Source organism: Pseudomonas gingeri (genome assembly GCF_013386115.1).
Lineage (GTDB): Bacteria > Pseudomonadota > Gammaproteobacteria > Pseudomonadales > Pseudomonadaceae > Aquipseudomonas > Aquipseudomonas gingeri.
On record NZ_JACAOR010000007.1, the window covers coordinates 558,404 to 582,310 of the forward strand.

Genomic DNA, 23,907 nt, shown 5'->3' on the forward strand with positions numbered 1-23,907 from the left:
GGGGCGCCACCTTAGCCGAAAAACCGTCGCTAAAAAAGCTCAAAGCAGCGGTTTCAGGGTCGGCCAGACGTTATCGAGCAACTTGCCCTGACCGGCGGGCGCCGGGTGGATGCCGTCGGCCTGCATCAGCTCCGGATGACCGCCCACGCCGTCGAGGAAAAACGGCACCAGCGGGATGTTCTTCTCCTGGGCCAGGGTCGGATACACCTCGGCAAACGCCTTGACGTAGCGCGCGCCATAGTTGGGAGGCAGTTGCATGCCCAGCAGCAGGACCTTGGCACCACTGGCCCGGGACTGGTCGATCATCGATGCAAGATTTTGTTTCAATTGCGTTGGCAGTTGTCCGCGCAGGCCGTCGTTGCCCCCCAGTTCGAGAATCACCAGGTCCGGCTTGTGCTCTGCAAGCAGCGCCGGCAGCCGCGCCTGGCCTCCGGCACTGGTGTCGCCACTGATCGAGGCATTGACCACCTTGTCCTGGAAACCCTCGTCCCTGAGGCGCTTTTCCAGCAGCGACACCCAACCGACACGGGTATCCAGGCCGAAAGCCGCGCTGATACTATCGCCAACGATCAGGACTGTACCCGCCGCCGCGTTCTGGGCCATGCACATCAAGGCCAGGCCGGCACTCAAAAACCACACTCGCATCGGATTCTCCATGGGCGAAAGCATTCTCACCGCGCAGAACCTTAGCAAAGTGGTTCCCAGCGCGGAAGGTGAACTGACCATCCTGCACCCTTTGAGCCTGACATTGAACAAGGGCGACAGCCTCGCCATCGTCGGCGCCTCCGGTTCCGGCAAATCCACCCTGCTCGGCCTGCTGGCCGGCCTCGACCTGCCCAGCAGCGGCGAAGTGACCCTGGCCGGGCGTGCCCTGAGCAGCCTGGACGAGGACCAGCGTGCACGCGTGCGCGCCGAACACGTCGGTTTCGTGTTCCAGAGCTTCCAGTTGCTCGACAGCCTCAACGCCCTGGAAAACGTCATGCTGCCGCTGGAACTGGACGGCCGCAGCGACGCCCGCGAGCGCGCGCGCCACCTGCTGGAACGGGTCGGCCTGGGCCAGCGCCTGACCCATTCGCCGCGCCAGTTGTCCGGGGGCGAGCAGCAACGGGTGGCCATCGCCCGGGCCTTTGCCGCCGAACCGGATGTACTGTTCGCCGACGAGCCGACCGGCAACCTCGACAGCCACACCGGCGAACGCATCAGCGACCTGCTGTTCGAATTGAACAAGGAGCGCGGCACCACCCTGGTGCTGGTGACCCACGACGAACGCCTGGCCCACCGTTGCCGGCGCCTGATCCGCCTTGAAGCCGGCCAGCTGGTCGGCCCCCTGGAGCCTTGATGGCACGCCTGCCGCTGTTGCGCCTGTTCAGCCTCGCCACCCGCCAGCTCCTGCGCGATGCCCGTGCCGGCGAGTTGCGGGTACTGTTCTTCGCCCTGCTGGTCGCCGTGGCGGCCAGCACCGCCATCGGCTATTTCGGCGCCCGCCTGAACGGCGCGATGATGCTGCGCGCCACCGAATTCCTCGCCGCCGACCTGGTGCTCGACGGCACCTCGACAGCCCGCCCGGAGCAGATCCAGAGCGGCCGCGACCTCGGCCTGGAGCATGCGCGGATCGTCGAATTCTCCAGCGTGATCGCCACCGACAACGGCATCCAGCTGTCGAGCATCAAGGCCGCCGACGACCGCTACCCCCTGCGTGGCGAACTGAAAAGCGCCGCCGAGCCGTTTGGCGCCGAAACCGCCGGCGGCGGCCCGCGGCCCGGCGAGGCCTGGGTCGAAGCCCGGCTGATGACCGCGCTGGACCTGAAGATCGGCGACAGCATCGATGTCGGCATGAAGACCGTGCGCCTGGCCCGGGTGCTCACCTATGAGCCGGACCGGGCCGGCAACTTCTACAGCCTGACCCCACGCGTGCTGATCAACCTCGCGGACCTGGAAGCCACCGGCGTGGTGCAGCCCGGCAGCCGGGTCAACTACCGGGAGCTCTGGCGCGGCCCGGCCAGCGCCCTGGTCACCTACCGCGACCTGATCAAGCCGGGACTGGCGGCGAACCAGCGCCTGCTCGATGCCCGCGACGGCAACCAGCAGATCGGCGGGGCCCTGGGCAAGGCCGAGCGTTACCTGAACATGGCGAGCCTGGTGGCGGTGCTGTTGTCCGGGGTGGCCGTGGCCCTCAGCGCGACCCGCTTCGCCGCCCGCCGCTTCGATGCCAGCGCCCTGCTGCGCTGCCTCGGGCTGTCGCGCCGGGAAACCATGGCCCTGTTCAGCCTGCAACTGGCGATCCTCGGCCTGCTCGCCAGCATCAGCGGCGCCCTGCTCGGCTGGCTCGCGCAGTTGGGACTGTTCTATCTGCTGCACGACCTGTTGCCCGCCGATGTGCCGCCCGGCGGCCTGATCCCGGCCATCGCCGGGATCGGCACAGGCCTGGTGGCCCTGGCCGGTTTCGCCCTGCCGCCACTGGCCGCGCTGGGCCGGGTGCCGCCGCTGCGGGTATTGCGCCGCGACCTGTTGCCGATCCCGGCCAGCACCTGGCTGGTCTACGGCACCGCGCTGCTGGCCCTCGGCCTGATCATGTGGCGCCTGAGCCTCGACCTGGTGCTGACTTTCGCCCTCCTCGGCGGCGGCGTGATTGCCGCGCTGGTGCTCGGCGGCCTGCTGCTCCTTGGCCTGCAGAGCCTGCGCCGGCTGCTGGCCGGGGCGGCGCTGCCCTGGCGCCTGGGACTGGGCCAGTTGCTGCGCCATCCACTGGCCGCCGCCGGCCAATCCCTGGCCTTCGGCCTGATCCTGCTGTCCATGGCACTGATCGCGCTGCTGCGTGGCGAGTTGCTGGACACCTGGCAGAACCAGTTGCCCAAGGACGCACCGAACTATTTCGCCCTGAATATCCTGCCGGCGGACAAGGACGGCTTCCGTGACCACCTGATCAAGCTGTCGGCCCAGTCGGCGCCGATCTACCCGGTGGTGCCGGGCCGCCTGATCAGCATCAACGGCGAGCCGGTGCAGGAGATCGTCAGCAAGGACTCCAGCGGCGACCGCGCGATCCAGCGCGACCTGAGCCTGACCTGGGCCGCCGACCTGCCGCCGGGCAACCTCCTGACCGCCGGCAGTTGGTGGTCGGGCCAGCCGGACACCGATATCCCCGGTGTCTCGGTGGAAGCCAAGGTCGCTGACAGCCTGAAACTCAAGCTCGGCGATCACCTGGTCTTCACCGTCGGGGGGGCCAACCGCGAGGCGCGGGTGACCAGCCTGCGCAGCATCAACTGGGACAACTTCCAGCCGAACTTCTTCATGATCTTCCAGCCCGGCACCTTGCAGGACCTGCCGGCCACCTACCTGACCAGCTTCTATCTGGCGCCAGGACATGACAAGGATATCGTCGAGCTGTCCCGGGCCTTCCCGGCGGTGACCATCCTGCAGGTCGAAGCCCTGCTCGAACAGCTGCGCAGCATCCTCGCGCAGGTCACCATCGCCGTCGAATACGTGTTGCTGTTCGTCCTCGCGGCGGGCATGGCAGTGCTGTTCTCCGGCCTGCAGGCGACCCTCGACGAACGCATTCGCCAGGGTGCGCTGTTGCGCGCGCTGGGGGCGGAGCGGCGCCTGCTGGTCAAGGCCCGGCGGATCGAGTTCGGCCTGCTCGGCGCGGCCAGCGGCCTGCTGGCGGCACTGGGCGCGGAACTGGTGAGCCTGGTGTTGTACCGGTTTGCCTTCGACCTGCCCTGGCACCCTCATCCGTGGCTGTTGCTGCTGCCGCTGATCGGTGCGTTGATGGTCGGTGGCGCGGGTGTCTTCGGCACCCGCCGGGCGCTGAATGCCAGCCCGCTGACAGTGCTGCGCGAGGGCTGATAGACTCGCGCCCCCGTTAACCTGATGGATCGACGATGAGCCGTTACCGCCCGCCCCGCACCGCCGGCACCGCCCTGATCACCCCCGAGGGCGAGGCCCGCATGCGTGCCGAACTGCACGAGTTGTGGCACGTGCGGCGGCCACAGGTCACGCAGTCGGTCAGCGAGGCGGCCGCCCAGGGCGATCGTTCGGAGAACGCCGAATACACCTATGGCAAGAAGATGCTGCGCGAGATCGACAGCCGCGTGCGCTTCCTGACCAAGCGCCTGGAAAACCTCAAGGTGGTCGGCGAGCGCCCGAGCGACCCGAACAAGGTGTACTTCGGGGCCTGGGTGACCATCGAGAACGAGGACGGCAAGGAATCGCGCTACCGCATCGTCGGTCCCGACGAACTGGATCTCAAGCTGAACCTGATCAGCATCGACTCGCCCCTGGCCCGCGCCCTGATCGGCAAGGCGCTGGATGCAGAAGTCCGGGTCATGACACCGACTGGCGAGCAGTTGGTGTACATCACCGCCATCGACTATCCCTGAAGACACACTGATCGATCCCCCGAAACTGTCGATCGTTCCCACGCTCCGCGTGGGAATACAACCCGTGACGCTCCGCGTCACAGATCTACAGCGGACGCAGAGCGTCCCGAGAGGCATTCCCACGCGGAGCATGGGAACGATCATCACCTAGTCTTTGTTCAGCGCCGGGTAATCAGGCCCTGGCGCGCCACCCGGGTCAACTGCCGGATGACCGCTTCGGCCTGCTCGGCCGCAGGCGACTGGATCACCGCGAGGTCGAAACTGTTATCGGCAAAACGCTCCAGGGAATCACCGTCTTCGACGAACTGGATCAGGAACGCCGAGGCACGGCCCTTGCGCCGTGGCCAGCCATCAAGATAACGCAGCAGCGTCGGCTGGTGTTTGCCGCCCAGGAGGATTTTCGGATTGCGATCGGGAAGGTTGGCCGTGATCGGCGCCAGACGTACAACGGGGCGTGGGTTGTTCAAAGTGCGTGTCTCCGCCTCAACGATCTGCCGGGCAGGTGTGAGGCAACACCGAACCAGCGCTTTAGCGGTATTTCGAAGCCTGGATCAGGCTTCTGTCGGAGATCGTTCGACTCCCCTGGCGCCCCGCAAGTAGCTGTTTAAATCGGCGCATAATCAATATCCTAGAGAACCGTGCGGGCCGCTGTCAAGAATCGTGCCCAACGAAAAAGGCCCGCTGCTGCGGGCCTCATCGAACCATCCTCGCGCTTACCTGGCGATGGCCGCGTCGGCCGAGAGCTTGCCGGCCCCTTCGAACAGTACCGCGATCGTGCCGCCGAGCAGGGCCAGGGCGAACTCGTAGCCGTTGTTGGCCATGAACAGGCCGTTGTGGATATGCACCGAGAAGATCGCCACCAGCGAGAGAAACGCCAGGCCCAGTGCCGCCGGGCGCGCCAGCAGGCCGATGATCAGGGCCAGGCCGCCGAAGAACTCGGTGCCGCCGGCCAACAGGGCCATCAGGTGACCTGGTGCCAGGCCGATGCTTTCCATCCATTGCGCGGTGCCCGCCAGGCCGTAGCCGCCGAACAGGCCGAAGAGTTTCTGCGAGCCGTGGGCGGCGAAGATGATGCCGACGAAGATCCGCAGGACAGTCAGGCCGTAGCCGGCACGGGTGCTCAGAACGCGTTGGGTCAGTGTGCTCATGGGATGAATCCTTATTCAAATGTCGGGTTGATGGGCGTCATATTAATCAGTTTATAAAATGACAAAAGCGCAAAAACCGCTGCATAACCATCGAATTTATCGATTACTTCCGTGAGGCAATTTTTCGCCCGTTGCCTTCCAGCGCATGGCCTTCCAGGGAGCCGCGCTCCCGGTCGAATGCCAGGTAGTACTTGTTCACACTGTTAACATAGTTGACCGAAGCCATTCCTACCTGCTCCATCGCCACCCGTTCGACCTGGAAGAACCACTGGTTGGGATTCAGGCCACGCCGCCGGGCTTCGGCCCGCATGCCCTGGACCCGCTCCGGCCCCATGTTGTAGGCCGCGAGGACAAAGGCCATGCGTTCGCGCTCGTTGAGCTTGGGACTGGAGAAGAACTTGCGCCGGATCATCGCCAGGTACTTGGCCCCGGCCTGCACATTGTTATCGACATTCTGGATATTGCCGACGCCGACCCGCTGCGCCGCCGACGGAGTGATCTGCAACAGCCCGGTGGCACCGCTCGCGCCACGGGCATTGGGGTCCAGCGTCGATTCCTTGAACGCCAGCGCCGCCAGGTTCAGCCAGTCGATACCCTGGGCCTGGGCATGGCGTTGCAACACTGGCCGCAGCTTCTCGAGCTTTTGCCGATCGGACCTGGCCAGCGGGTAATGCACCTGATACAGGCGCCGGTAGATCCGCAGGAATGCCACATCCTGGTCGGAAGGCGATTTGTAGGTCTTGAAAAAGCGGTCGACGCTGGCCAGCAGCATCGACGCGTCGCGTCGCACGAACCAGTGCATCTCCCCCGGCTCGCTGACCAGCACCTGCTTGTCGAAGCGCAACTTGGGCATGATCTTGGCCCAGCGCTCGGCAATCGGCTGTTCGACGATGGTCAGGTGGAAAATGCCGCCCTGGACCATCTCCAGCACATCCTCCACGGCCAGGCTCGGGTCGACCCACTCGATCTTCACCGGCGGCAACTTGCGCAGCGCCAGCTTCTGGTTGATCTGGTTCACGGCATCGCCGGCGGCGCTGCCGGTGGTCAGGGCCAGGGTCCGGCCGGAAAGCTGTTCGAGATGGCTGAAGCGTTTTTCGCCCTTGAGCCCCACCAGCAGCAAGGGCACCGGATTGCCGATCGGCTCGCTGGCACTCACCGCATGCCCGGGCTGCGCCTCGAGCAATTCACCGGGCGCGACCAGGTCCCCTTCCCCACGCTGCAACGCAGCGAGCAACTGGTCCTTGGCCTTGGGAATGATCTTGAAGGTGATTTCCTGATTGTCGCGGGCGTGCCCGTTGAGATACAGCTCGAAGGCGCGCAGCCGGTGGTACTCGACGCCGATCGCTTCGCCCTGGACTTCCCCGGAACTGTTGCGGCTCTGGTTGACCAGCACCCGCAGGACCCGGCTGCCGCGGATCTCCGCCAGGTCGCGGACCTTGCCCGGCTGGCCGATTTCCAGGGGACCGGCCAGGCGCGCGACCGCCGGCAGCGGCAGCAGCAAGGACAGGCACAGCAGGAGCAACAGCGAGGGTCGCTTCATCCGTTCTCCGGAAAGAATACTGTCCCGTCTCAAGCGTCATGACGTGACGTCATTGCTTGATAGGGAGCGACAGAAATCGAGCGTCTTTGAACGCAAAAAAGTGCGGAAGACTGGCACAGCAACGGAGGTGGTGCCAACCGATGCTTTCTTCCGGCTTTAAAAGACAGTCATAACTCGTTGTAGTTCTTGGTTTTTATTATAAATCTACAGCTCTGATATGCTTTCCGGCCTGTGGCCTGAGGTAGCACCATGCAACTCATCGATATCGGCGTCAACCTGACCAACCCCAGTTTTGCCGGAAAACACCAGGAAATACTGGACCGCGCCCATGCCGCCGGGGTCTGCCAACTGGTCCTCACCGGCACCAGCATCGAGGGCAGCGAGCAGGCCCTGGAGCTGTGCCGAACCCTGGATGAAAGCGGTCGCCAGTTGTTCGCCACCGCCGGTATCCACCCCCACTCCGCCAGTGACTGGAGCGCCGACAGCGCCGCTCGTCTGAAAGCCCTGCTCAAGGAGCCGAACGTCTGTGCGGTGGGTGAGTGCGGGCTGGACTTCAACCGGGATTTCTCCCCGCGCCCGCAGCAGGAGAAGGTCCTCGAAGAACACCTGGCCCTGGCGGTGGAGCTGCAGTTGCCGGTGTTCCTCCATGAGCGCGACGCCAACCCGCGCCTGCTGGAGATCCTGCGCGACTATCGCGACCGCCTGCCCGCCGCCGTGGTGCATTGTTTCACCGGCGAGCAACGGGCCTTGTTCAGCTACCTCGATCTCGACATGCATATCGGCATCACTGGCTGGATCTGCGACGAACGCCGTGGCACCCACCTGCATCCGCTGGTGAAGGAAATTCCCCGCGGGCGCCTGATGCTCGAAAGCGACGCACCGTACCTGTTGCCCCGCAGCCTGCGGCCGAAACCGAAAAACGGTCGCAACGAACCGGCCTACCTGACCGAAGTGCTGCGGGAAGTCGCGCTGCATCGCGGCGAAAGCGAAGCCGACCTGGCCGCCCATAGCACCGCCTGCGCCCGGGCGTTCTTCGGCTTGCCGTCGATTGCTTGATCCATATCAAGAAGCCTCTTCCTGAGTAGCGGCACAATAATGGCACCTTGCCAAAACTGTTTCCGCTCAATCAGAGAAGACCTTCCATGGGTGCCTGGCTCAGCAACATCTCATTGAAATACAAATTCTGGGCCGTCAACGCGGTGGCCTTCGTCACCACGCTGCTGCTGGTGCTGTACGCGGTACAGCTCGAACAGCAGGCCCGCACCGACGCTTCGCGCAGCGCCGCCCAGGCCCAGGCTCGCCTGCTGGCCGCCTGGCCCGCCACCCAGGCCCTGCCCGAGGGCGACAACCTGTTGCTGTTCCAGGCTGGCCAGACCCCGACCCTGAACGGCCAGATGCTGCCGCGCCTGAGCGACGCCCAGGGCTGGGTCGCCTACGACTACATGCCGCTGTTCGGCGAGAACCCGTTGCTCGGTGCCGAGGTCGTCAACCACGGCAGCCAGCGGGTAGCCGTGTTCGCCCATGCGCCGAGCCTGGCGCAGGTGTTCAGCGAGCGCTTCGCCAACTACGCCATCGCCGTGTTCATCCTGATGCTGGCGATGCTCGGCGCCTCGCAGTTGCTGATCCGCTTTCTGCTCAGCCAGCTCAATACCCTCAAGGACGTGATGCTCCACGTCGAGAAAACCGGCGACCTGTCGGCCCGCGTGCCGCTGGCCTGCAAGGATGAAGTCGGACAGATGGCCAGCGCCTTCAATGCCATGCAGGCCGGCTACCAGCGTGTGGTCGGCACCGTCGCCCGCACCGCCGCGCAACTGGACGTCGGTGCCGCGCGGCTGGCCTCGAGCATGAACGATGTGCGCCACGGCATGCTCGGCCAGCAGAGCGAGACCGACCAGGCCGCCACCGCGATCAACGAGATGTCGGCGACGGTCTATCACATCGCCCAGCACGCCGGCGCCACCCGCGATCTCTCGCAGACCGCCGACACCCTGGCCGGCAGCGGCCAGGCGGTGGTCAGCCGGGTGCAGCAATCGATCGCCGGACTGTCCAGCGGCGTGCAGCAGACCGCCGAGATGATCCAGCGCCTGGCCGAGGACAGCCAGAAGATCAACGGCGTGGTCAGCGTGATCCACAGCATCGCCGAACAGACCAACCTGCTGGCCCTGAATGCCGCCATCGAAGCGGCCCGGGCCGGGGAAATGGGTCGCGGTTTCGCGGTGGTGGCCGATGAAGTGCGCAACCTGGCCAAGCGCGTGCAGACCTCCACCGACGAAATCACCACCATGGTTTCAGCCCTGCAGTCCGGCACCCGCGATGCCGTGGACTTCATGCAGGAGAGCTCGTACAAGGCCGATGACTGTGTGCAACAGGCCCAGGAAGCCGGCGCGGCCCTGGCCGAGATCACCGGTGCGGTGGCACAGATGCGTGAAAGCAACACCCAGATCGCCGTGGCCGCCGAGCAGCAGAGCCAGGTCGCGGAGGAAATGAACCGGGCGGTGGTGAGCATCCGCGACGTCACCGAGAACACCGTGCAGCAGACGGTGGACTCGGCCACCACCAGCAATGAACTGGCGACCCTGGCCGGTGAACTGAGCAAAGCCATTGGCCAGCTCAAGCTATAGAATCGATAGCAAGAGTTGATTCGCCGCCGAGGTTTGCCCGGCCTATCCTTGGTTCATCGAAAACATGAACCAAGGAGCATAACCATGGGCAAACGTCACCCCCACCTTCCTGCCTGGCAATGGCGCGTTGCGCCGAACACTTCGAACGACGGCACTCGCGAAGGCATGCATCTGCTCTCGGTGATCCTGTTTGCCCTGGCCTTCCTGCTGGTCGCCTCGGGCGTGTTCAGCGAAGACCCGACCAACGTGGCCATCGGTGTGATCGGCCTGGTGGCGGCCTACAGCCTCAGGCGCAAAGGGCATACGCTCGAAGCCTGAACCTTTCCTTGGGCAGGGCTCCCCTGGAGTGGACCTCTGTGGGAGTAGGCTTCTGGGAAAGTAGATCCCTGTGGGAGTGGGCTTGCCCACGAAGAGGCCAGTACATCCGCCACATTTCCCGTGGCACGGACATCGCCTTCGCGGGCAAGCCCGCTCCCACAACAAGCCCGAGCATGGGAACGATCTGGTGGTGTGGGAGTGGGCTTGCCCACGAAGAGGCCAGTACCCCGTCACATTTCCTGTGGCACGAACATCGTCTTCGCGGGCAAGCCCGCTCCCACATTCAGCCGAAAACGGTCACGGTCTGCCGGCTCAGGGCGATCAGCCGATCGTCCGGGCTCCACAGCGCCGCCGCCACATGCCCGTAGCCGTCGCGGGCGTGTTCGATCACCGCCAGGTATTTGCACCAGTCCAGGGTATCGAGCGCCAGCAACGGCTGGACGAACTCCACGGTCCAGGTCAGGGTGCTGCCCGCCGCCAGTTTGTTAAGGTGCGGCAACAGCGCCGGCGGCCAGGCGTCCACCAGGGCCAGCAAGTGGGCTTCGGTCAGGGGTTCCTGCTTGACGTCGCCGCGCAGGCGGACCCAGCCGCCCATTTCCCGGGATGTGTTGCCGGTGAACGGAAAGCCACCGACACCCCAGCGCATGGCCAGGTGGCGCATGAACTCCGGTGTCACGCCCTTGACGTAGGGCAGTTCCTGGCACTTGTCCCAGTGCTTCATTTCCGGGGCCGGCTCGGCGCCCACGTCCACCGCCGATTCACGGGACGCACCGAAACTGCCCTGGACCAGGGTCACCACCTGGCCCTTCTGCACCGCCCGCCCGAGCACCTGGCTGACCGCCTTGCCTTCGCGCAGCACCTCGACTTCGAAGGTCACCGGGACTTCCGGTTCGACCGGACCGACAAAAGTCACCGCCAGTGAGCGCAAGGGACGCTCGGCCGGCACGCGGGCACGCAGGGCTTCGTACTGCAGGGCCACCACCAGGCCGCCGAACGTGGCGCGCCCCTGCCCCCATTCGGCCGGAATGGTCAAACCCTGCGGGTCGCGACGGACCTCATCAAGCAAATCTGAAAAGCGCATGCACACCTCGGCTGGCGAAAAATTCCCTGGGCCCTGGCGCGAGCCCTGCGGCTCGAAACCAGGACAGGGATGAATCTTAACCAGCCCGTCCGCGGGATACAGCGCTCATACCGGCCAAACAGCCTGTCAAACAAGTCAGTTGCAGCCGGTCAGTTGAAACAGGTCTCGCTCAGCCGATCGAGTACCCGGTCGGCCTTGCCCTCGGCCCGCGCCATGGCGCTGCGCCAGCCACTCACGCAAGGCTGCAGGTCCGGCTGCTGCTCGGCCTGCAACAACCATTGCCAGCAATCGTGCCAGTCGCCAAGCGCCTCCTGGGCCGCCTTGAGCTGCTTCAACGCCGGCGCCGGCAGGCGATCCAGTTCCGGGTAGGCCTCGGCGGCGTAACGCACCCGCTTGATCAGCAGGCGTAGGCGATGGCGGTCGTGCATCGGATCATGCAGCGCCTGGTCGAGAGCGTCCCACTGTTTCGCCAGGCGCTTTTCGATGCGCTTGCGCAACCCCCTGAGCAGCCCCTGATACTGCGAGGCACGCAAGAAACGCGGGAAGGCATCGAGGGTGCTGAAGAGGTTCTTCAGCTCATCGCTGCCCGCCACTTTCCAGTAATCCTCGGACAACTGCGCGGTCCGCCGGGCCGCCGCGACATGATGCCCCTGCCGGTGCAGATAGGCCGCCAGCACCTCGCGATCGCGGATCGGCGTGGTCAGCCGCCCCACCTCGGCCGCCACCTGCTCCAGTTGCTCGACACCCGGCAACCCGCGCAACGGCCGCAACAGGCTGCGCAGGCGTCGGACGGTGGTGCGCAGGTCATGCAGCCCCTCGTCATCGGTCAGCGCATCCACCCGCGCATGACAGGCCAACAGGCGTACTTCCAGGCTCAGCACCTGAGCCACCAAGCGATCTACCAGGACCGACATCGACACTCACTCCCAAATCGAACTTCCAAGACTGCGACGCAATGACCGCAACACCTGTTGCAATGCATCCATCGACGGGATCTGTTCAGCATAGCGCTGCCTGATGAACAACCGGGTGAACTCGCGGATAAGCTCGGCCTGGCGAGGCAACTGCCGGGCCGCGCGCTCGGCGAACGCCGCCGGGCCCTCGCCCGGCTCGCGCACTAGGCCGCGGCGCGCCAGCAGTTTTTCAAAGGCCGCGAATAGCCGTAGCTGCGGGTCGGCCTTGGCCTGCCAGGGACGCAACAACCACAACGCCAGCAGCGCCAGGATCAACACCAGGCCGACCGGCAGCATCAGCCCGGCGAGATCGCCGAACCAGCGTCCCATCAGTTTGAACTGCTGCTCGCCCTGATACCCCAGGACCCAGCGCTGCCAGCCGTAATTGAGATTATCCCAGCCCAGGCGCAACTCATTGAGCCAGGTCAGATGGCGGTAGCGCAGCGGCGAGAAAACCGAAGCCCCGGGCGCACCTTCATCCGCGGCCAGGGCCTGCTCCAGGCCCTGGTCGATCCGTTCCGGCGCCACCGCGTAGGTCGGATCGACACTGCGCCAGCCCTGTCCGGCCTGCCAGTATTCGACCCAGGCATGGGCGTCGTACTGGCGCACGGTGAGGAAATTGCCCGCCGGGTTCAACTCACCGCCCTGGTAACCGGCCACCACTCGCGCGGGGATACCCGCCGCGCGCAACACGTAGGTCATGGCACCGGCAAAATGCGCGCAGAAGCCCTGGCGGCTGTCGAACAGGAAGGCATCGATACTGTCCGCGCCCAGCGTCGGCGGCTTGAGGGTGTAGTGATAGGGCTCGTCGTGAAAATGCGTGAGCAGTGCCGCCACCAGGTCCCGAGGCTGTGGATAACGTTGCCGCAGTTCCGTGGCCCACTGCCGGGTGCGCGGGTCGCCCTGGGCGGGCAGTTGCAGATCCTGGCGCCGGGCCCGCTCGTTGAGCTGGAGATCGCGCGCGACCTGCGGCCAGGAACTGGCCCGGTACAGCAGCGCCTGTTGCACCGGGCGCTGGTGCTGCAGGCGATAGTCCGCCAGTTGGCGCACATCGCCCTGGTCGCTGCTGGCGACATCCAGGGTCGGCAGCCAGGGCTTGCCGCTCGGCTGCAGGATCACGCTGTAGCGCCAGGGCTCGCCACTGGCCTGCCATTTCGGCGCGGGACTGAAAGACACGCCCGGCGACTGGCTCCAGCGCTGGCCATCGAACTGCTCCAGGGTCAGGGCGCGCCAGTACAGTGCCCGACGCGGCGGCAGCGGCCCCTCGAAACTGGCGCGGAACGCCAGTTCGGCGGAACGGCCGAGCTCGGCCACCTCGCCGGGCGACATGCTCTCCGCAAGCCCGGTCATGCCCTTGTCGCTCGGCAGCGGCAAGGACCACAACGGCGCAATGCGCGGGAAAAACAGGAACAGCAGGAGCATCAGCGGTAACGCCTGCGCCAACAGGACCGCGGCCAGCTTCAGCGTGGCCGCCGGGCGGGTGCCGGGGCCCTGCTGCAAACCGATCAGGGCCGCCAGCAAGGCACCGACCGGCAAGAGGCTGTAGGCCGCCCACGGCAGGCTGTCTTCGAACAGGTAGGCCACCGCCACGCAAAACAGCCCGAGGAAGATCAGCACCAGCGCATCGCGACGGGTCCGGGTCTCCACCAGCTTGAGGATAAACATCGCCACCAGCAGCACGGCACCGGCATCCAGGCCGATCAGGCTCTTGCGCGAGAGCCAGATGCCGGCGATGGTCGCAACCAGCAACAGGACTTCCAGCACCTTGCCGGGAAACCGCGCCCGCATGCGGTAGACCTGGATGCGCCAGATCGTGCAACCGAGCCAGAACGCGACCATCCACACCGGCACATGCAACCAGAACGGCAGCATCACCAGGGCCTGGGCCACCAGCAGCCAGACCAGGCTGGCCCGGGAAATCAGCGGCGCACTGCTCATGGGTTTTTCCCGAACAGCGCCAGGGCCCGCAGGCACGCCTCGCAATGGGCCGCGCCGGAATCCGTGGCGAACCGCTGCCCGGGCAACTGCAAGGCGAACGGCTCCTGGCGCCGGGACAACTCCAGAACCCAGTAGCACAGACGCGACAGGCGCTGCTCGACATCACCACCCAGCGCGAGGAAATCCAGGCAGCGCTCGCGCCCCTCAAGGCGGGCGAAGTCCTTGATCAGCAGCCCCTGGCCTCGGGAATAGGCCTTCCAGTGCAAGCGTCGCCAGGAATCGCCGGGCTGGTAGGACTTCAAGCCCTGGTAGTCATCAACACCCTGGCCGTGGGCCCGCACGCCCTCCTCCTGCTCATCGTCGGGCACGCTGGCGAGGGTCGGCAGCTCGCCTTCCAGGGGCTGTGGATAAACCAGCACCTGCTGGCCGAGATCGACCCAGCTCCAGGTCCGCAGGATGCCCAGGGGGAAGCTGCTGCGCACGCCGATACGCGGAGCCGACAACCAGCCGCGGACCTGGGTCGCATGCGTCAGTTCCAGTTCGCAGAATCCCGCCGGCGGTACATCGACGACCTGTGTCGGCGGATTCGACCAGCCGAGCTGGATCGCCTGGTGACTTCTCCCGGCACTTTCCAGGCGCACGACAAAACGCGCTTCTTCACCGACAAACACCGCCGGACCGACCCCGGCGCTCAGCACCAGCCCCCGCAGGTTGCGGTAGGTGTGCAGGATCGCCACGACGAACAGCGACAGCAGCAGGAAACACAAGCCGTAGGCCAGGCTGTTCTGGTAATTGATCGCCACCAGCAGGATCAGCAGCAACAACGCCGCAAAGACACCGCCGGCGCGGTTGGGCATGATGAAGATGCGTCGCTGGGTCAGTTCGATCCGTGCCGAGGGCGGCAGGCGCCGGCCCAGCCAGGCCTGCCAGGCGGCCCGCAGTCGGCCGGTCAAAGCGCCGGCACCTCGCGCAACAACCATTGCACCAGCGCACCACCGCCCAGCCCGGCCGGATCGGCGCGCTCGCGCAGGCGATGGCTGACCACCGACGGCAGCACCGCCTGGACATCTTCCGGAATCACATAGTCACGCCCGGCCAACAACGCCCAGGCCCGGGCCGCGGCGAGGATCGCCAGGCTCGCCCGCGGCGAGAGGCCCCAGGCGAACTGCGCTTCACTGCGGGTCGCGCCGACCAGGCGCAACACATAGTCCACCAGGGCATCGCTGGCCCGGACCTGCTTGACCTCCTGCTGCAACGCCGCCAGTTCGTGGTGACTGAGGATCGGTTGCAATTGCGGCAACAGGTCGCGGCGCGAGGCCCCGAGCAGCAGTGCCTTTTCCGCCGCCCGGGCCGGATAGCCGAGGGACACGCGCATCAGGAAACGGTCCAGCTGCGACTCGGGCAAGGCAAAGGTGCCGCCCTGGCTGGTGGGGTTCTGCGTGGCGATGACAAAGAATGGCGAGGGCAACGGGCGGGTGGCGCCTTCGATGGTCACCTGCCCCTCCTCCATCGCTTCGAGCAACGCGCTCTGGCTCTTGGGCGTGGCGCGGTTGATTTCATCGGCCAGCACCAGCTCGGCGAAGATCGGCCCCGGGTGAAAGACGAAACGCCCGCTGTCCTTGTCGAACACCGAGGTGCCGAGGATATCGCTGGGCAGCAGGTCGGAGGTGAACTGGATACGCTGGAAGCTCAGGCCAAGCACCTTGGCCAGGGTGTGACTGAGGGTGGTCTTGCCCATGCCGGGCAGGTCCTCGATAAGCAGATGGCCGTCGGCCAGAAGACAGGTGAGGGCCAGGCGAACCTGGGCATCCTTGCCCAATACCACCTGGTTGACAGCCTGCAGGCAGGCTTCCAGTTTACTGCGCATAGGCAGACATCCAAACGCGGGGAGACGCCGGGAATACTACATCCTTTGCCCGCTCAATGATCGTTCCCATGCTCTGCGTCGCAGAGCGGACGCGGAGCATCCGGCGAGGCATTCCCACGCAGAGCGTGGGAACGATCCTCGACCATCCTCAGAGACTCAACGCCCGGCGCGCGACTCGCGGATGTAGAAACGCGCCTTCTCGGCCTTGGCCGAACAGCCCTCGTAGGCTTCGAACTGTTGCTGGGTCTTGGCCCCGGTCAACAGCGACAGGGCCTTGGAGTAACTCACGGTGCCGGCAAAGCCTTCGGCCTTGGCCAGGTCAAGCTCACGCCAGGCGGCATCCAGCTGGGTTCCGCAGCTCTCGCGGTAGGCCGTCTTGCCCGCGCAACCCGCCAACGCCAACGCAATCAATGGCACACAGATCCAGGCTTTCATCGATGACACCTCAAGATAAAGAAACAGTCGTGCAGATTATGACGGTGCGCCGGGCAAAAAGTGCCTTGCCCTGCTCTACAAGCTTAGCTAATCAATATGAAGATAAGGCGCATTCGCCTGATCGGGCACACGTGGCGATTGTACCCCGGTGCCGGGTAAGCGCATTGTTAGCAACCGGCCGTTAAGGAATCCATGATGAAGAAGCGTGTCGCATTGGTGTTGGGCTCGGGTGGGGCCCGGGGTTATGCCCATATCGGGGTGATCGAGGAAATCGAACGACGTGGTTATGAAATCGCCTGCATCGCCGGTTGCTCCATGGGCGCGGTGGTCGGTGGCATCTACGCCGCCGGCAAGCTCGACGAGTACCGCAACTGGATCGAAAGCCTGGACTACCTCGACGTCCTGCGCCTGGTGGACGTGAGTTTCCGCCTGGGGGCGATCCGTGGCGAAAAGGTCTTCGGCCAGATCCGCAAGATCGTCGGCGAGATCAATATCGAAGACCTGCGCATTCCCTACACGGCCGTCGCCACCGACCTGACCAACCAGCAGGAAATCTGGTTCCAGGAAGGTTGCCTGCATCAGGCCATGCGCGCTTCGGCGGCGATCCCCAGCCTGTTCACACCGGTCATGCAGGGCAATCGCATGCTGGTCGACGGCGGCATCCTCAACCCGCTGCCCATCGTGCCGGTGGTGTCCAGCCACTGCGACCTGATCATCGCCGTCAACCTCAACTCGACCAACCAGAAGCACTATCAACTGCCGGTGATCCAGCGCCCGCCGGCCTTCAAGAGCCGCTTCAACAGCCTGCTCAGTTCCATGGGCTCGCGCCTGCCGTTCCGACGCAAGCAGGCAGAGGAACTGCTGCGCCTCGAACAACAGACCCTGGCCGCCGAATCCGCGGATATCGCCAATCCCTGGCTGGAATCGGCGGAACCCGAGGCCCAGCAACCGGCGGCGGCACCACAGGCCGCCGGCGCGCCGAAGTCCGCCACCGGTTCGTTCATCATCGACAATGTCGGCCCGGCTTCGCTGCTGGACCTGATCAACCAGAGTTTCGAGGTGATGCAGACCTCGTTGGCGCAATACAAGATCGCCGGCTATCCACCGGATATCCTGATCAACGTGCCCAAGCGCGTGTGCCGCTTCTTCGAGTTCTACAAGGCGCCGGAACTGATCGCCCTGGGTCGCGAGATTGCCCGCGACACCATGGATCGTTACGAGGAAGACCGGCGCTGAGGCTGCACAATCTGTGTTGGGGGTTGAGCAGGCCCGCTCCCACACAAGCCGATTCCTACACAAGCCGATTCCTGTACAAGCCCTGTACACATCAGCCGATTCCCGGCAGGAAAGCGCCGTTCAACCCTGGCTATCGAGCAGGCGATAGCCGACACCGGCCTCGGTGACGATAAAGCGTGGCTGGGTCGGATCGTCCGCCAGCTTCTGGCGCAGGTGCCCGACCACGATCCGCAGGTAGTGACTGTCCTCGGTATGGGTCGGCCCCCAGATATCCTTGAGCAGTTGCTGCTGGGTGATCACCCGTCCGGGATGGCGCGCCAACTGGGCGAGCACCGCGTACTCCTTGCGCGTCAACGCCACCTCGGCACCGTCCAGCAGCACCCGCCGATAGGCCAGGTCCACGGTCAGCGGACCGAACTTCAAGGCTGCTTCCTGGGTTTCACCGCTGGGCGCCTGGCGCAGCAAGGCGCGGATTCGCGCGAGGAACTCCTGGATACCGAAGGGCTTGGTCACATAGTCATTGGCGCCGCCGTCCAGGGCCTGGACCTTCTGCCCTTCGCTGGCCCGCACCGACAGCACCAGCACCGGCGCCGTGGACCATTCGCGAAACTCGCGCAGCACCTGCTGGCCGTCCATGTCCGGCAGGCCGAGGTCGAGTACCAGCAGGTCGGGCTTGTTCAGCGCGGCATGGGCCAGGCCTTCGGTCCCCGTGCCGGCCTCCAGCACCTTGTAGCCCTGGGAGGCGAGGCTGATGCGCAGGAACTTGCGGATCTGCGGTTCGTCGTCGATGACCAGGATGGTCGCGGTCTGGCTCATGGTTGCAACATCGTGGCGAGGGTTCGCCAAAGCATATCAGGCTTCACTTTCAAATCCCGGTTGCTCCTGCAAGGGAAGGAATAACGTAATACAGGTGCCACGGCCGTCGATACCGTCATCCACGCCGATATGCCCGCCGTGGGCGCCGACCATGCCCTGGCAGATCGCCAGGCCCAGGCCGGTGCCCTGGCCGCCGCGATCGCCACGGGCGGCGGTGTAGAACATGTCGAAGATCTTCGCCCGCTCCTCTTCCGGGATCCCCGGGCCTTCGTCGCTGACGGCAAAGAACAGCTCGCTGTCGGTGGCCCCGGCACGCACCTGCAGGCGACCATGCTGCGCGGAAAAACGCGCGGCGTTTTCCATGACATTGATCAGCGCCTGTTCGATCAGTGCCGCATGCACGTAGAGCAACGGCAATTCCGCCGGCACCTCGGTGCTCACCTGCAACGGCGCGAGGACCGCCCGCAGGCGGTTCAGCGCGCTACCGACGATGTCCGCCGGCGACACCCAGTCCCGCGCCAGCTTCAGCGCGCCATGGCCCAGGCGCGTCATGTCCAGCAGGTTCTGGATATAGCGGTCCAGCCGCTCGGCCTCGTCGCGGGTGCCCTCCAGCAGTTCCTGGCGATCGGCCAGGGGAATCGCTTCGCCCAACGCCAGCAGGCTGTCGATACTGCCGCGCATCGAGGTCAGCGGTGTGCGCAGGTCGTGGGACACCGACGCCAGCAAGGCACTGCGCAACTGCTCGGTTTCGCCATGCAGGCGCGCCGCCTCGAGGTCGTCGGCCAGTTGTGCCCGGGCCAGGGCCTGGGCCAGCGGCTGGCTGAGGGCGGTCAGCAGGCGACGGCGCTGGCCGGTGAGCTGCTGGCCTTCCCGCGGACGCACGCCAAGCAACGCCAGCGGCCCCTCTTCCACCGACAACGGCCACCACCACCAACTGCCGGAGGGCAAGGTGCCGGTGCCCATCCCCGCCGCCTGATCGTGCTGCCAGGCCCAGTCGGCCGCCGCCCGTTCGAATTCGGAAAACTGCAACGGTCCGCCGGTCTCGACCTTCCAGCCGCCCTGGCCATCGCGGTTGAGCAGGCACAGCTCCAGCTCCTCCCAGCCACTGAGATGCTGCGACGCGGCACTGATCACCGCCTGGCGGTCGGTGGCGGCGGTCAGCTTGCGCGACAGGTCGAGCAGCTCGGTGGTTTCTTCCTGGGTATCGCGCAGGGCCTGCAATTGCCGGCGCTGGCGTGCCGCCAGGTTACCGGTGAGTGCCGCCATCATCAGGAAGAACAGCAGGGTCAGCACATCCTCTTCACGCTGGATGGCGAAGGAGAAGTTCGGCGGGATGAACAGGAAGTCATAGGTCAGGAAGGACAGCACCGCGCAGGCCAGGGACGGGCCGAGACTGCTGCGCACAGCCACCAGCAGCACGGCGGCGAGAAACACCAGCGAGATATTCGGTAACGGCAACACACTGGCCACGCCCCAGGCCAGGGCGCTGGCCAGCACCGTCGCCAGCAGCGCCAGCAGGTAGTCGAGCCAGACCACGCTCTGCGGCTCGCGCACGCGCGGCTGGCGTTGCTCTTCCTGGCTGTCGAGGACGTTGATTTCCAGGCCCCGGGCATTGCGCAACAGCCGCGCCGCCAGGCCACCGCCGAACAGCCGACGACGCAGGCGCCGGCGCGACTGGCCGACCAGCACCAGGCTGGCCCGGCGTTCGGCGGCATGCTGGATCAGGGTCTTGGCCACTTCCCCGGCCCGCAGCAGCACTACTTCGCCGCCCAGCCGTTCCGCCAGTTGCTGGGCACTCTGCAGGCGCAGTCGCGATTGTTCGTCGCGGGCCCTGCCGTTATCCACATGCACCAGGCTCCAGGGCAGGTGCCGGCGTTGCGCGACCCGGCTGGCGTGGCGCACCAGGCGCTCGGCCTGGGCATCGCCGTCGACCCCCACCAGCAGGCGTCCACGAATGGCCGGCGCGGCCTGGCCGAGGGTCCGGTAGCCCTGGGCCAGATCGTTGTCGACCTGGGCCGCGGCGGTCTGCATCGCCAGTTCGCGCAGGGCGGTGAGGTTGGTCTGGGTGAAAAACGCATCGATCGCCGCCCGCGCCTGTTCCGGCACATAGACCTTGCCGTCGCGCAGGCGCTCCAGCAGTTCCCGGGGCGGCAGGTCGATCAGCAGCAGTTCGTCGGCCTCCTGCAGGACCCAGTCGGGCAGGGTCTCGCGCACCTGCACCCCGGTGATCCCGCGCACCTGGTCATTGAGGCTTTCCAGGTGCTGGACATTGACCGTGGTGAACACGTCGATACCGGCGGCCAGCAGTTCCTGGACATCCTGCCAGCGCTTCACATGGCGGCTGTCGGGGGCATTGCTGTGGGCCAGCTCATCGACCAGCACCAGTTTCGGCCTGGCCTTGAGCAGACCGTCGAGGTCCATTTCCTCCAGCACCACGCCACGGTACTCGGAGCGCACCAGGGGTTGTTGCGGCAAACCACCGAGCAGGGCCTCGGTTTCGGCCCGGCCGTGGGTTTCCACCACCCCGGCGATCAGTTTCACGCCCTGGCGCAACTGCGTATGGGCGGCCTGCAACATTGCGTAGGTCTTGCCCACGCCCGGGGCGGCACCGAGGAACACCTTGAGCCGGCCACGACCGTCGCGGGGCAGTTCTGCTAACAGCGCGTCGGCGCGACCGGAATCACTCATCTCTTGGGGTCTCACTTGTGGAGCCGAGCCCCCTTTGTAGGAGCCGGCTTGCCGGCGATGCGATCATCTGGCCAACATTATTGTCGCCTGGAAAATCGCCATCGCCGGCAAGCCGGCTCCTACAAGGGAGGTTGTGCTTGTCAGGTTACTTGGCGATATCAGCCAGCGCCGCATTCAATGCAAGCACATTGACCACTGGCGGGCCAATCAGCGGTTGTTCGATATGCGCTTCCAGCAATTTCTCGACGGTCGCCGCCGGCAGGTTGCGCGCCTGCGCCACCCGCGCCAGTTGATAGCGAACCGCCGCCGGTGGCAAGTGCGGATCGAGGCCGCTGCCAGAGGTGGTCAGCGAAGCCAGCGGCACCGGGCCCTGGCCGGGCACGGCCTGCTTGGCCGCGTCATCGAAAATCCGCGTGGCCAGCGCCGGGTTGCTCGGCGACAGGTTGCTCGCGCCACTGGACACCGTGGCAAAGGCCCCCGCCGAAGGACGCGGGTGAAACCAGGCATCACCGGTGAAATCCTGGGCGATCAGGGCAGAGCCGCGCACCTTGCCATCGGCATCGCGCACCAGGCTGCCATTGGCCTGTCCCGGGAAAACCGCCTGGGCCACGCCGGTGACCACCAGGGGATAGGCGACACCGGTAATCAGGGTCATCAACACCAACAGGCTCAAGGCCGGACGCCATACAGTAGACATGTTCAATTCCTCGAATTCAGGGAGATGATCGTTCCCACGCTCTGCGGGAGAACGATCGACTGCAGGAGCCAGGGGCCTCATCGCCGGCAAGCCGGCTCCCACAGTTTTCATACGCGGGCAAACCCGCAAACTCACACCAGATGCAACGCCGTCAGCAGCAGGTCGATGGCCTTGATGCCCACGAACGGCACCAGGATCCCGCCCAGGCCATAGATCAGCAGGTTGCGCCGCAGCAGGTGCGCGGCACTCGCCGCCTGCACCCGCACACCGCGCAGCGCCAGCGGGATCAGCACGACGATGATCAGGGCGTTGAACACGATCGCCGAGAGAATCGCGCTCTGCGGACTGGCCAGTTGCATGATGTTGAGCACGCCGAGCTGTGGATAAATCGCCGCGAACAGGGCCGGCAGGATCGCGAAGTACTTGGCCACGTCGTTGGCAATCGAGAAGGTGGTCAGTGCACCGCGGGTCACCAGCAACTCCTTGCCGATCTGCACCACGTCCAGCAGCTTGGTCGGGTCGCTGTCGAGGTCGACCATGTTGGCCGCTTCCCGCGCGGCCTGGGTGCCGTCATTCATCGCCATGCCGACGTCGGCCTGGGCCAGCGCCGGGGCGTCGTTGGCGCCGTCGCCGCACATCGCCACCAGGCGGCCGTCGTTCTGCTCCAGGCGGATGCGCGCCAGTTTCTTCTCCGGCGTCGCCTCGGCCAGCACGTCGTCCACCCCGGCTTCCGCGGCAATCGCCGCCGCCGTCAGCGGGTTGTCGCCGGTCACCATGACGGTGCGGATCCCCAGCTTGCGCAGTTCGGCAAAGCGGTCGCGGATCCCCGGCTTGACCACGTCCTTGAGGTGGATGGCGCCAAGCAGCTTGCCATTGGCGCAGACCAGCAACGGGGTACCGCCGCTCTGGGCGATCTTGTCGATCTCCCGGGACAGCGCCGGTTGCAGGTCGCCGCGTTTCTGGCCGATGAAGCTCAACAGTGAATCCACCGCGCCCTTGCGATAGATCCGGCCTTGATGGTCGACACCCGACAGGCGTGTCTCGGCGCTGAACGGCACCGCGATCAGTTCCGTCGCGGCCGGTTCCTGTTGTGGATAAAGGTCGCGCAGGTATTCGACGATCGACTTGCCTTCGGCGGTGTCGTCGGCCAGCGAGGCCAGCAAGGCCCCCTCGGCCAGTTCGCGGACATGCACGCCCGGGGCCGGGTGGATCGCGGTGCAGCGACGGTTGCCGAAGGTGATGGTGCCGGTCTTGTCCAGCAGCAGCACATGCACGTCACCGGCGGCTTCCACCGCCCGGCCGGACTTGGCGATCACGTTCAGGCGGACCAGGCGGTCCATCCCGGCGATACCGATGGCCGACAGCAGGCCGCCGATGGTGGTCGGGATCAGGGTCACCAGCAGCGCCACCAGGAACACCAGCGGCAGATTGCCGCCGGCGAAGTGGGCGAACGGCTGCAGGGTCACCACCACCAGCAGGAAGATCAGCGTCAGGCCGATCAGCAGGATGTCCAGCGCGACTTCGTTGGGGGTCTTCTGGCGCTTGGCGCCTTCCACCAGGGCGATCATGCGGTCCAGGGTCGATTCACCGGGGTTGGCGGTGATACGCACCAGCAACCAGTCGGACACCAGCCGGGTGTTGCCGGTCACCGCCGAACGATCACCACCGGACTCGCGAATCACCGGAGCCGATTCACCGGTAATCGCCGCCTCGTTGACCGCCGCGATACCTTCGATCACCTCGCCGTCACCGGGAAGCATTTCCCCGGCTTCGACCCGGACCACGTCGCCTTTGCGCAGGCTGGCGGCAGGCACCACCTGGAAGCTGCCGTCGGCCTTCTTGCGCCGTGCGCTGAGACCTTCGCTGCCGGCCTTGAGGCTGTCGGCGCGGGCCTTGCCACGACCTTCGGCAAGGGCCTCGGCGAAGTTGGCGAAGAGCACGGTGAACCACAGCCAGAGGGCAATCTGCGCGGACACGTAGGTCGGTACGGCCGTATCGGGCACAACGCAGAGGATCGTGGTCAGGATCGCGGTCAGTTCCACCACCAGCATGACCGGCGCACGTTGCAACTGACGCGGATCGAGCTTGACGAAGGCTTGCACCAGCGCCGGACGCCACAGATCGGCGATCGCGGTCTTGGGCTGTTCGACGACAGCAGGTTTTGTTGCGGGAAGAGGCATGTTCATCATCAGG

The 23,907-nt window shown here is 65.7% G+C and carries 21 protein-coding genes; 7 read left to right on the forward strand and 14 right to left on the reverse strand.

The features are described 5' to 3' along the window. Nucleotides 1-39: 39 nt before the first annotated feature. Nucleotides 40-645, reverse strand: a complete 606-nt coding sequence (locus HX881_RS14975) for an arylesterase (protein ID WP_017128022.1) — start codon at nt 643-645, stop codon at nt 40-42. A 10-nt stretch (nt 646-655) separates the two neighbouring features. Here HX881_RS14975 and HX881_RS14980 point away from each other — a divergent pair, with 10 nt between their 5' ends. Genes HX881_RS14980 through greB form a run of 3 tightly spaced genes read left to right on the forward strand, consistent with a single transcriptional unit; the run spans nt 656 to nt 4,376 of the window. Beyond that, a complete protein-coding gene (locus HX881_RS14980) occupies nt 656-1,339 on the forward strand; it encodes an ABC transporter ATP-binding protein (protein WP_017128021.1) in 684 nt (227 codons plus the stop codon). Further along, complete coding sequence (locus HX881_RS14985) at nt 1,339-3,843, forward strand: ABC transporter permease (protein WP_177085225.1); 2,505 nt, start codon at nt 1,339-1,341, stop codon at nt 3,841-3,843. Before HX881_RS14980 ends, HX881_RS14985 begins: the two co-directional genes overlap by 1 nt. 35 nt (nt 3,844-3,878) lie before the next feature. Next, nucleotides 3,879-4,376, forward strand: a complete 498-nt coding sequence (gene greB, locus HX881_RS14990) for a transcription elongation factor GreB (protein WP_017128020.1) — start codon at nt 3,879-3,881, stop codon at nt 4,374-4,376. A 158-nt stretch (nt 4,377-4,534) separates the two neighbouring features. Here the strand turns inward: greB and HX881_RS14995 are convergent, their stop codons facing one another. The 3 genes from HX881_RS14995 to HX881_RS15005 form a co-directional block, all read right to left on the reverse strand. After that, on the reverse strand, nt 4,535-4,843 hold the full coding sequence (locus HX881_RS14995; RefSeq protein ID WP_017128019.1) for a class I SAM-dependent methyltransferase: 309 nt from the start codon (nt 4,841-4,843) through the stop codon (nt 4,535-4,537). Between the two features lie 246 nt (nt 4,844-5,089). After that, the gene (locus HX881_RS15000; RefSeq protein WP_017128018.1) at nt 5,090-5,524 is read right to left on the reverse strand and encodes a DoxX family protein; all 435 of its coding nucleotides are present in this window, start codon (nt 5,522-5,524) and stop codon (nt 5,090-5,092) included. Nucleotides 5,525-5,627: 103 nt separating this feature from the next. Beyond that, on the reverse strand, nt 5,628-7,064 hold the full coding sequence (locus HX881_RS15005) for an MltF family protein (RefSeq protein WP_103032962.1): 1,437 nt from the start codon (nt 7,062-7,064) through the stop codon (nt 5,628-5,630). A gap of 249 nt (nt 7,065-7,313) precedes the next feature. On the opposite strand from HX881_RS15005, the gene HX881_RS15010 reads away from it, so the two are divergent. The 3 genes from HX881_RS15010 (at nt 7,314) to HX881_RS15020 (ending at nt 10,003) form a co-directional block, all read left to right on the forward strand. Then, a complete protein-coding gene (locus tag HX881_RS15010; protein WP_177085227.1) occupies nt 7,314-8,120 on the forward strand; it encodes a TatD family hydrolase in 807 nt (268 codons plus the stop codon). An 86-nt stretch (nt 8,121-8,206) separates the two neighbouring features. Next, complete coding sequence (locus tag HX881_RS15015) at nt 8,207-9,685, forward strand: methyl-accepting chemotaxis protein (RefSeq protein ID WP_177085229.1); 1,479 nt, start codon at nt 8,207-8,209, stop codon at nt 9,683-9,685. Between the two features lie 84 nt (nt 9,686-9,769). Further along, nucleotides 9,770-10,003, forward strand: coding sequence for a hypothetical protein (locus HX881_RS15020; RefSeq protein WP_017128015.1), 234 nt, complete (start codon nt 9,770-9,772; stop codon nt 10,001-10,003). Between the two features lie 283 nt (nt 10,004-10,286). Here the strand turns inward: HX881_RS15020 and HX881_RS15025 are convergent, their stop codons facing one another. The 6 genes from HX881_RS15025 to HX881_RS15050 all read right to left on the reverse strand — a co-directional run bounded on the left by HX881_RS15025 (nt 10,287) and on the right by HX881_RS15050 (nt 16,277). Then, the gene (locus HX881_RS15025) at nt 10,287-11,084 is read right to left on the reverse strand and encodes an acyl-CoA thioesterase (RefSeq protein ID WP_017128014.1); all 798 of its coding nucleotides are present in this window, start codon (nt 11,082-11,084) and stop codon (nt 10,287-10,289) included. A 149-nt stretch (nt 11,085-11,233) separates the two neighbouring features. After that, a complete protein-coding gene (locus HX881_RS15030; protein WP_177085231.1) occupies nt 11,234-11,998 on the reverse strand; it encodes a CHAD domain-containing protein in 765 nt (254 codons plus the stop codon). A gap of 6 nt (nt 11,999-12,004) precedes the next feature. Beyond that, a complete protein-coding gene (locus HX881_RS15035; RefSeq protein ID WP_017128012.1) occupies nt 12,005-13,975 on the reverse strand; it encodes a transglutaminase TgpA family protein in 1,971 nt (656 codons plus the stop codon). Next, nucleotides 13,972-14,955 carry a DUF58 domain-containing protein gene (locus tag HX881_RS15040; RefSeq protein WP_177085233.1) on the reverse strand — a complete coding sequence of 328 codons (984 nt, stop codon included), beginning with the start codon at nt 14,953-14,955 and terminating at the stop codon, nt 13,972-13,974. Before HX881_RS15040 ends, HX881_RS15035 begins: the two co-directional genes overlap by 4 nt. Then, nucleotides 14,925-15,842: an AAA family ATPase gene (locus HX881_RS15045; RefSeq protein ID WP_017128010.1), complete on the reverse strand. Its 918-nt coding sequence runs from the start codon at nt 15,840-15,842 to the stop codon at nt 14,925-14,927. The genes HX881_RS15040 and HX881_RS15045 overlap by 31 nt, the downstream gene beginning before the upstream one ends. A gap of 156 nt (nt 15,843-15,998) precedes the next feature. Then, the gene (locus HX881_RS15050; protein ID WP_017128009.1) at nt 15,999-16,277 is read right to left on the reverse strand and encodes a hypothetical protein; all 279 of its coding nucleotides are present in this window, start codon (nt 16,275-16,277) and stop codon (nt 15,999-16,001) included. A 195-nt stretch (nt 16,278-16,472) separates the two neighbouring features. Between HX881_RS15050 and HX881_RS15055 the strand changes: the two genes are divergently transcribed. Further along, the gene (locus HX881_RS15055; protein WP_017128008.1) at nt 16,473-17,513 is read left to right on the forward strand and encodes a patatin-like phospholipase family protein; all 1,041 of its coding nucleotides are present in this window, start codon (nt 16,473-16,475) and stop codon (nt 17,511-17,513) included. Nucleotides 17,514-17,633: 120 nt separating this feature from the next. On the opposite strand, the gene HX881_RS15060 is transcribed toward HX881_RS15055, so the two are convergent. The 4 genes from HX881_RS15060 to kdpB form a co-directional block, all read right to left on the reverse strand. After that, on the reverse strand, nt 17,634-18,329 hold the full coding sequence (locus HX881_RS15060; RefSeq protein ID WP_177085235.1) for a response regulator: 696 nt from the start codon (nt 18,327-18,329) through the stop codon (nt 17,634-17,636). Nucleotides 18,330-18,365: 36 nt separating this feature from the next. Then, nucleotides 18,366-21,017: a sensor histidine kinase gene (locus tag HX881_RS15065; RefSeq protein ID WP_177085237.1), complete on the reverse strand. Its 2,652-nt coding sequence runs from the start codon at nt 21,015-21,017 to the stop codon at nt 18,366-18,368. Nucleotides 21,018-21,162: 145 nt separating this feature from the next. After that, entirely contained in the window at nt 21,163-21,714 is a 552-nt protein-coding gene (gene kdpC, locus HX881_RS15070) for a potassium-transporting ATPase subunit KdpC (protein WP_103032964.1), read from the reverse strand. A gap of 131 nt (nt 21,715-21,845) precedes the next feature. Next, complete coding sequence (gene kdpB, locus HX881_RS15075; protein ID WP_177085239.1) at nt 21,846-23,900, reverse strand: potassium-transporting ATPase subunit KdpB; 2,055 nt, start codon at nt 23,898-23,900, stop codon at nt 21,846-21,848. Nucleotides 23,901-23,907: the final 7 nt, after the last annotated feature.

Excerpts from the sequence above, each read along its gene's own strand:
- HX881_RS15010 (WP_177085227.1), top strand. The coding sequence starts at position 7,314 with ATGCAACTCATCGATATCGGCGTCAACCTGACCAACCCCAGTTTTGCC.
- HX881_RS15015 (WP_177085229.1), top strand. The coding sequence starts at position 8,207 with ATGGGTGCCTGGCTCAGCAACATCTCATTGAAATACAAATTCTGGGCC.
- HX881_RS15030 (WP_177085231.1), bottom strand. The coding sequence starts at position 11,998 with ATGTCGGTCCTGGTAGATCGCTTGGTGGCTCAGGTGCTGAGCCTGGAA.
- HX881_RS15005 (WP_103032962.1), bottom strand. The coding sequence starts at position 7,064 with ATGAAGCGACCCTCGCTGTTGCTCCTGCTGTGCCTGTCCTTGCTGCTG.
- kdpC (WP_103032964.1), bottom strand. The coding sequence starts at position 21,714 with ATGTCTACTGTATGGCGTCCGGCCTTGAGCCTGTTGGTGTTGATGACC.
- HX881_RS14980 (WP_017128021.1), top strand. The coding sequence starts at position 656 with ATGGGCGAAAGCATTCTCACCGCGCAGAACCTTAGCAAAGTGGTTCCC.
- HX881_RS15020 (WP_017128015.1), top strand. The coding sequence starts at position 9,770 with ATGGGCAAACGTCACCCCCACCTTCCTGCCTGGCAATGGCGCGTTGCG.
- HX881_RS15055 (WP_017128008.1), top strand. The coding sequence starts at position 16,473 with ATGAAGAAGCGTGTCGCATTGGTGTTGGGCTCGGGTGGGGCCCGGGGT.
- HX881_RS15045 (WP_017128010.1), bottom strand. The coding sequence starts at position 15,842 with ATGCGCAGTAAACTGGAAGCCTGCCTGCAGGCTGTCAACCAGGTGGTA.
- HX881_RS15035 (WP_017128012.1), bottom strand. The coding sequence starts at position 13,975 with ATGAGCAGTGCGCCGCTGATTTCCCGGGCCAGCCTGGTCTGGCTGCTG.
- HX881_RS14985 (WP_177085225.1), top strand. The coding sequence starts at position 1,339 with ATGGCACGCCTGCCGCTGTTGCGCCTGTTCAGCCTCGCCACCCGCCAG.
- HX881_RS15060 (WP_177085235.1), bottom strand. The coding sequence starts at position 18,329 with ATGAGCCAGACCGCGACCATCCTGGTCATCGACGACGAACCGCAGATC.
- greB (WP_017128020.1), top strand. The coding sequence starts at position 3,879 with ATGAGCCGTTACCGCCCGCCCCGCACCGCCGGCACCGCCCTGATCACC.
- kdpB (WP_177085239.1), bottom strand. The coding sequence starts at position 23,900 with ATGAACATGCCTCTTCCCGCAACAAAACCTGCTGTCGTCGAACAGCCC.
- HX881_RS15025 (WP_017128014.1), bottom strand. The coding sequence starts at position 11,084 with ATGCGCTTTTCAGATTTGCTTGATGAGGTCCGTCGCGACCCGCAGGGT.
- HX881_RS15000 (WP_017128018.1), bottom strand. The coding sequence starts at position 5,524 with ATGAGCACACTGACCCAACGCGTTCTGAGCACCCGTGCCGGCTACGGC.
- HX881_RS15050 (WP_017128009.1), bottom strand. The coding sequence starts at position 16,277 with ATGAAAGCCTGGATCTGTGTGCCATTGATTGCGTTGGCGTTGGCGGGT.
- HX881_RS15040 (WP_177085233.1), bottom strand. The coding sequence starts at position 14,955 with ATGGTTGTTGCGCGAGGTGCCGGCGCTTTGACCGGCCGACTGCGGGCC.
- HX881_RS15065 (WP_177085237.1), bottom strand. The coding sequence starts at position 21,017 with ATGAGTGATTCCGGTCGCGCCGACGCGCTGTTAGCAGAACTGCCCCGC.
- HX881_RS14975 (WP_017128022.1), bottom strand. The coding sequence starts at position 645 with ATGCGAGTGTGGTTTTTGAGTGCCGGCCTGGCCTTGATGTGCATGGCC.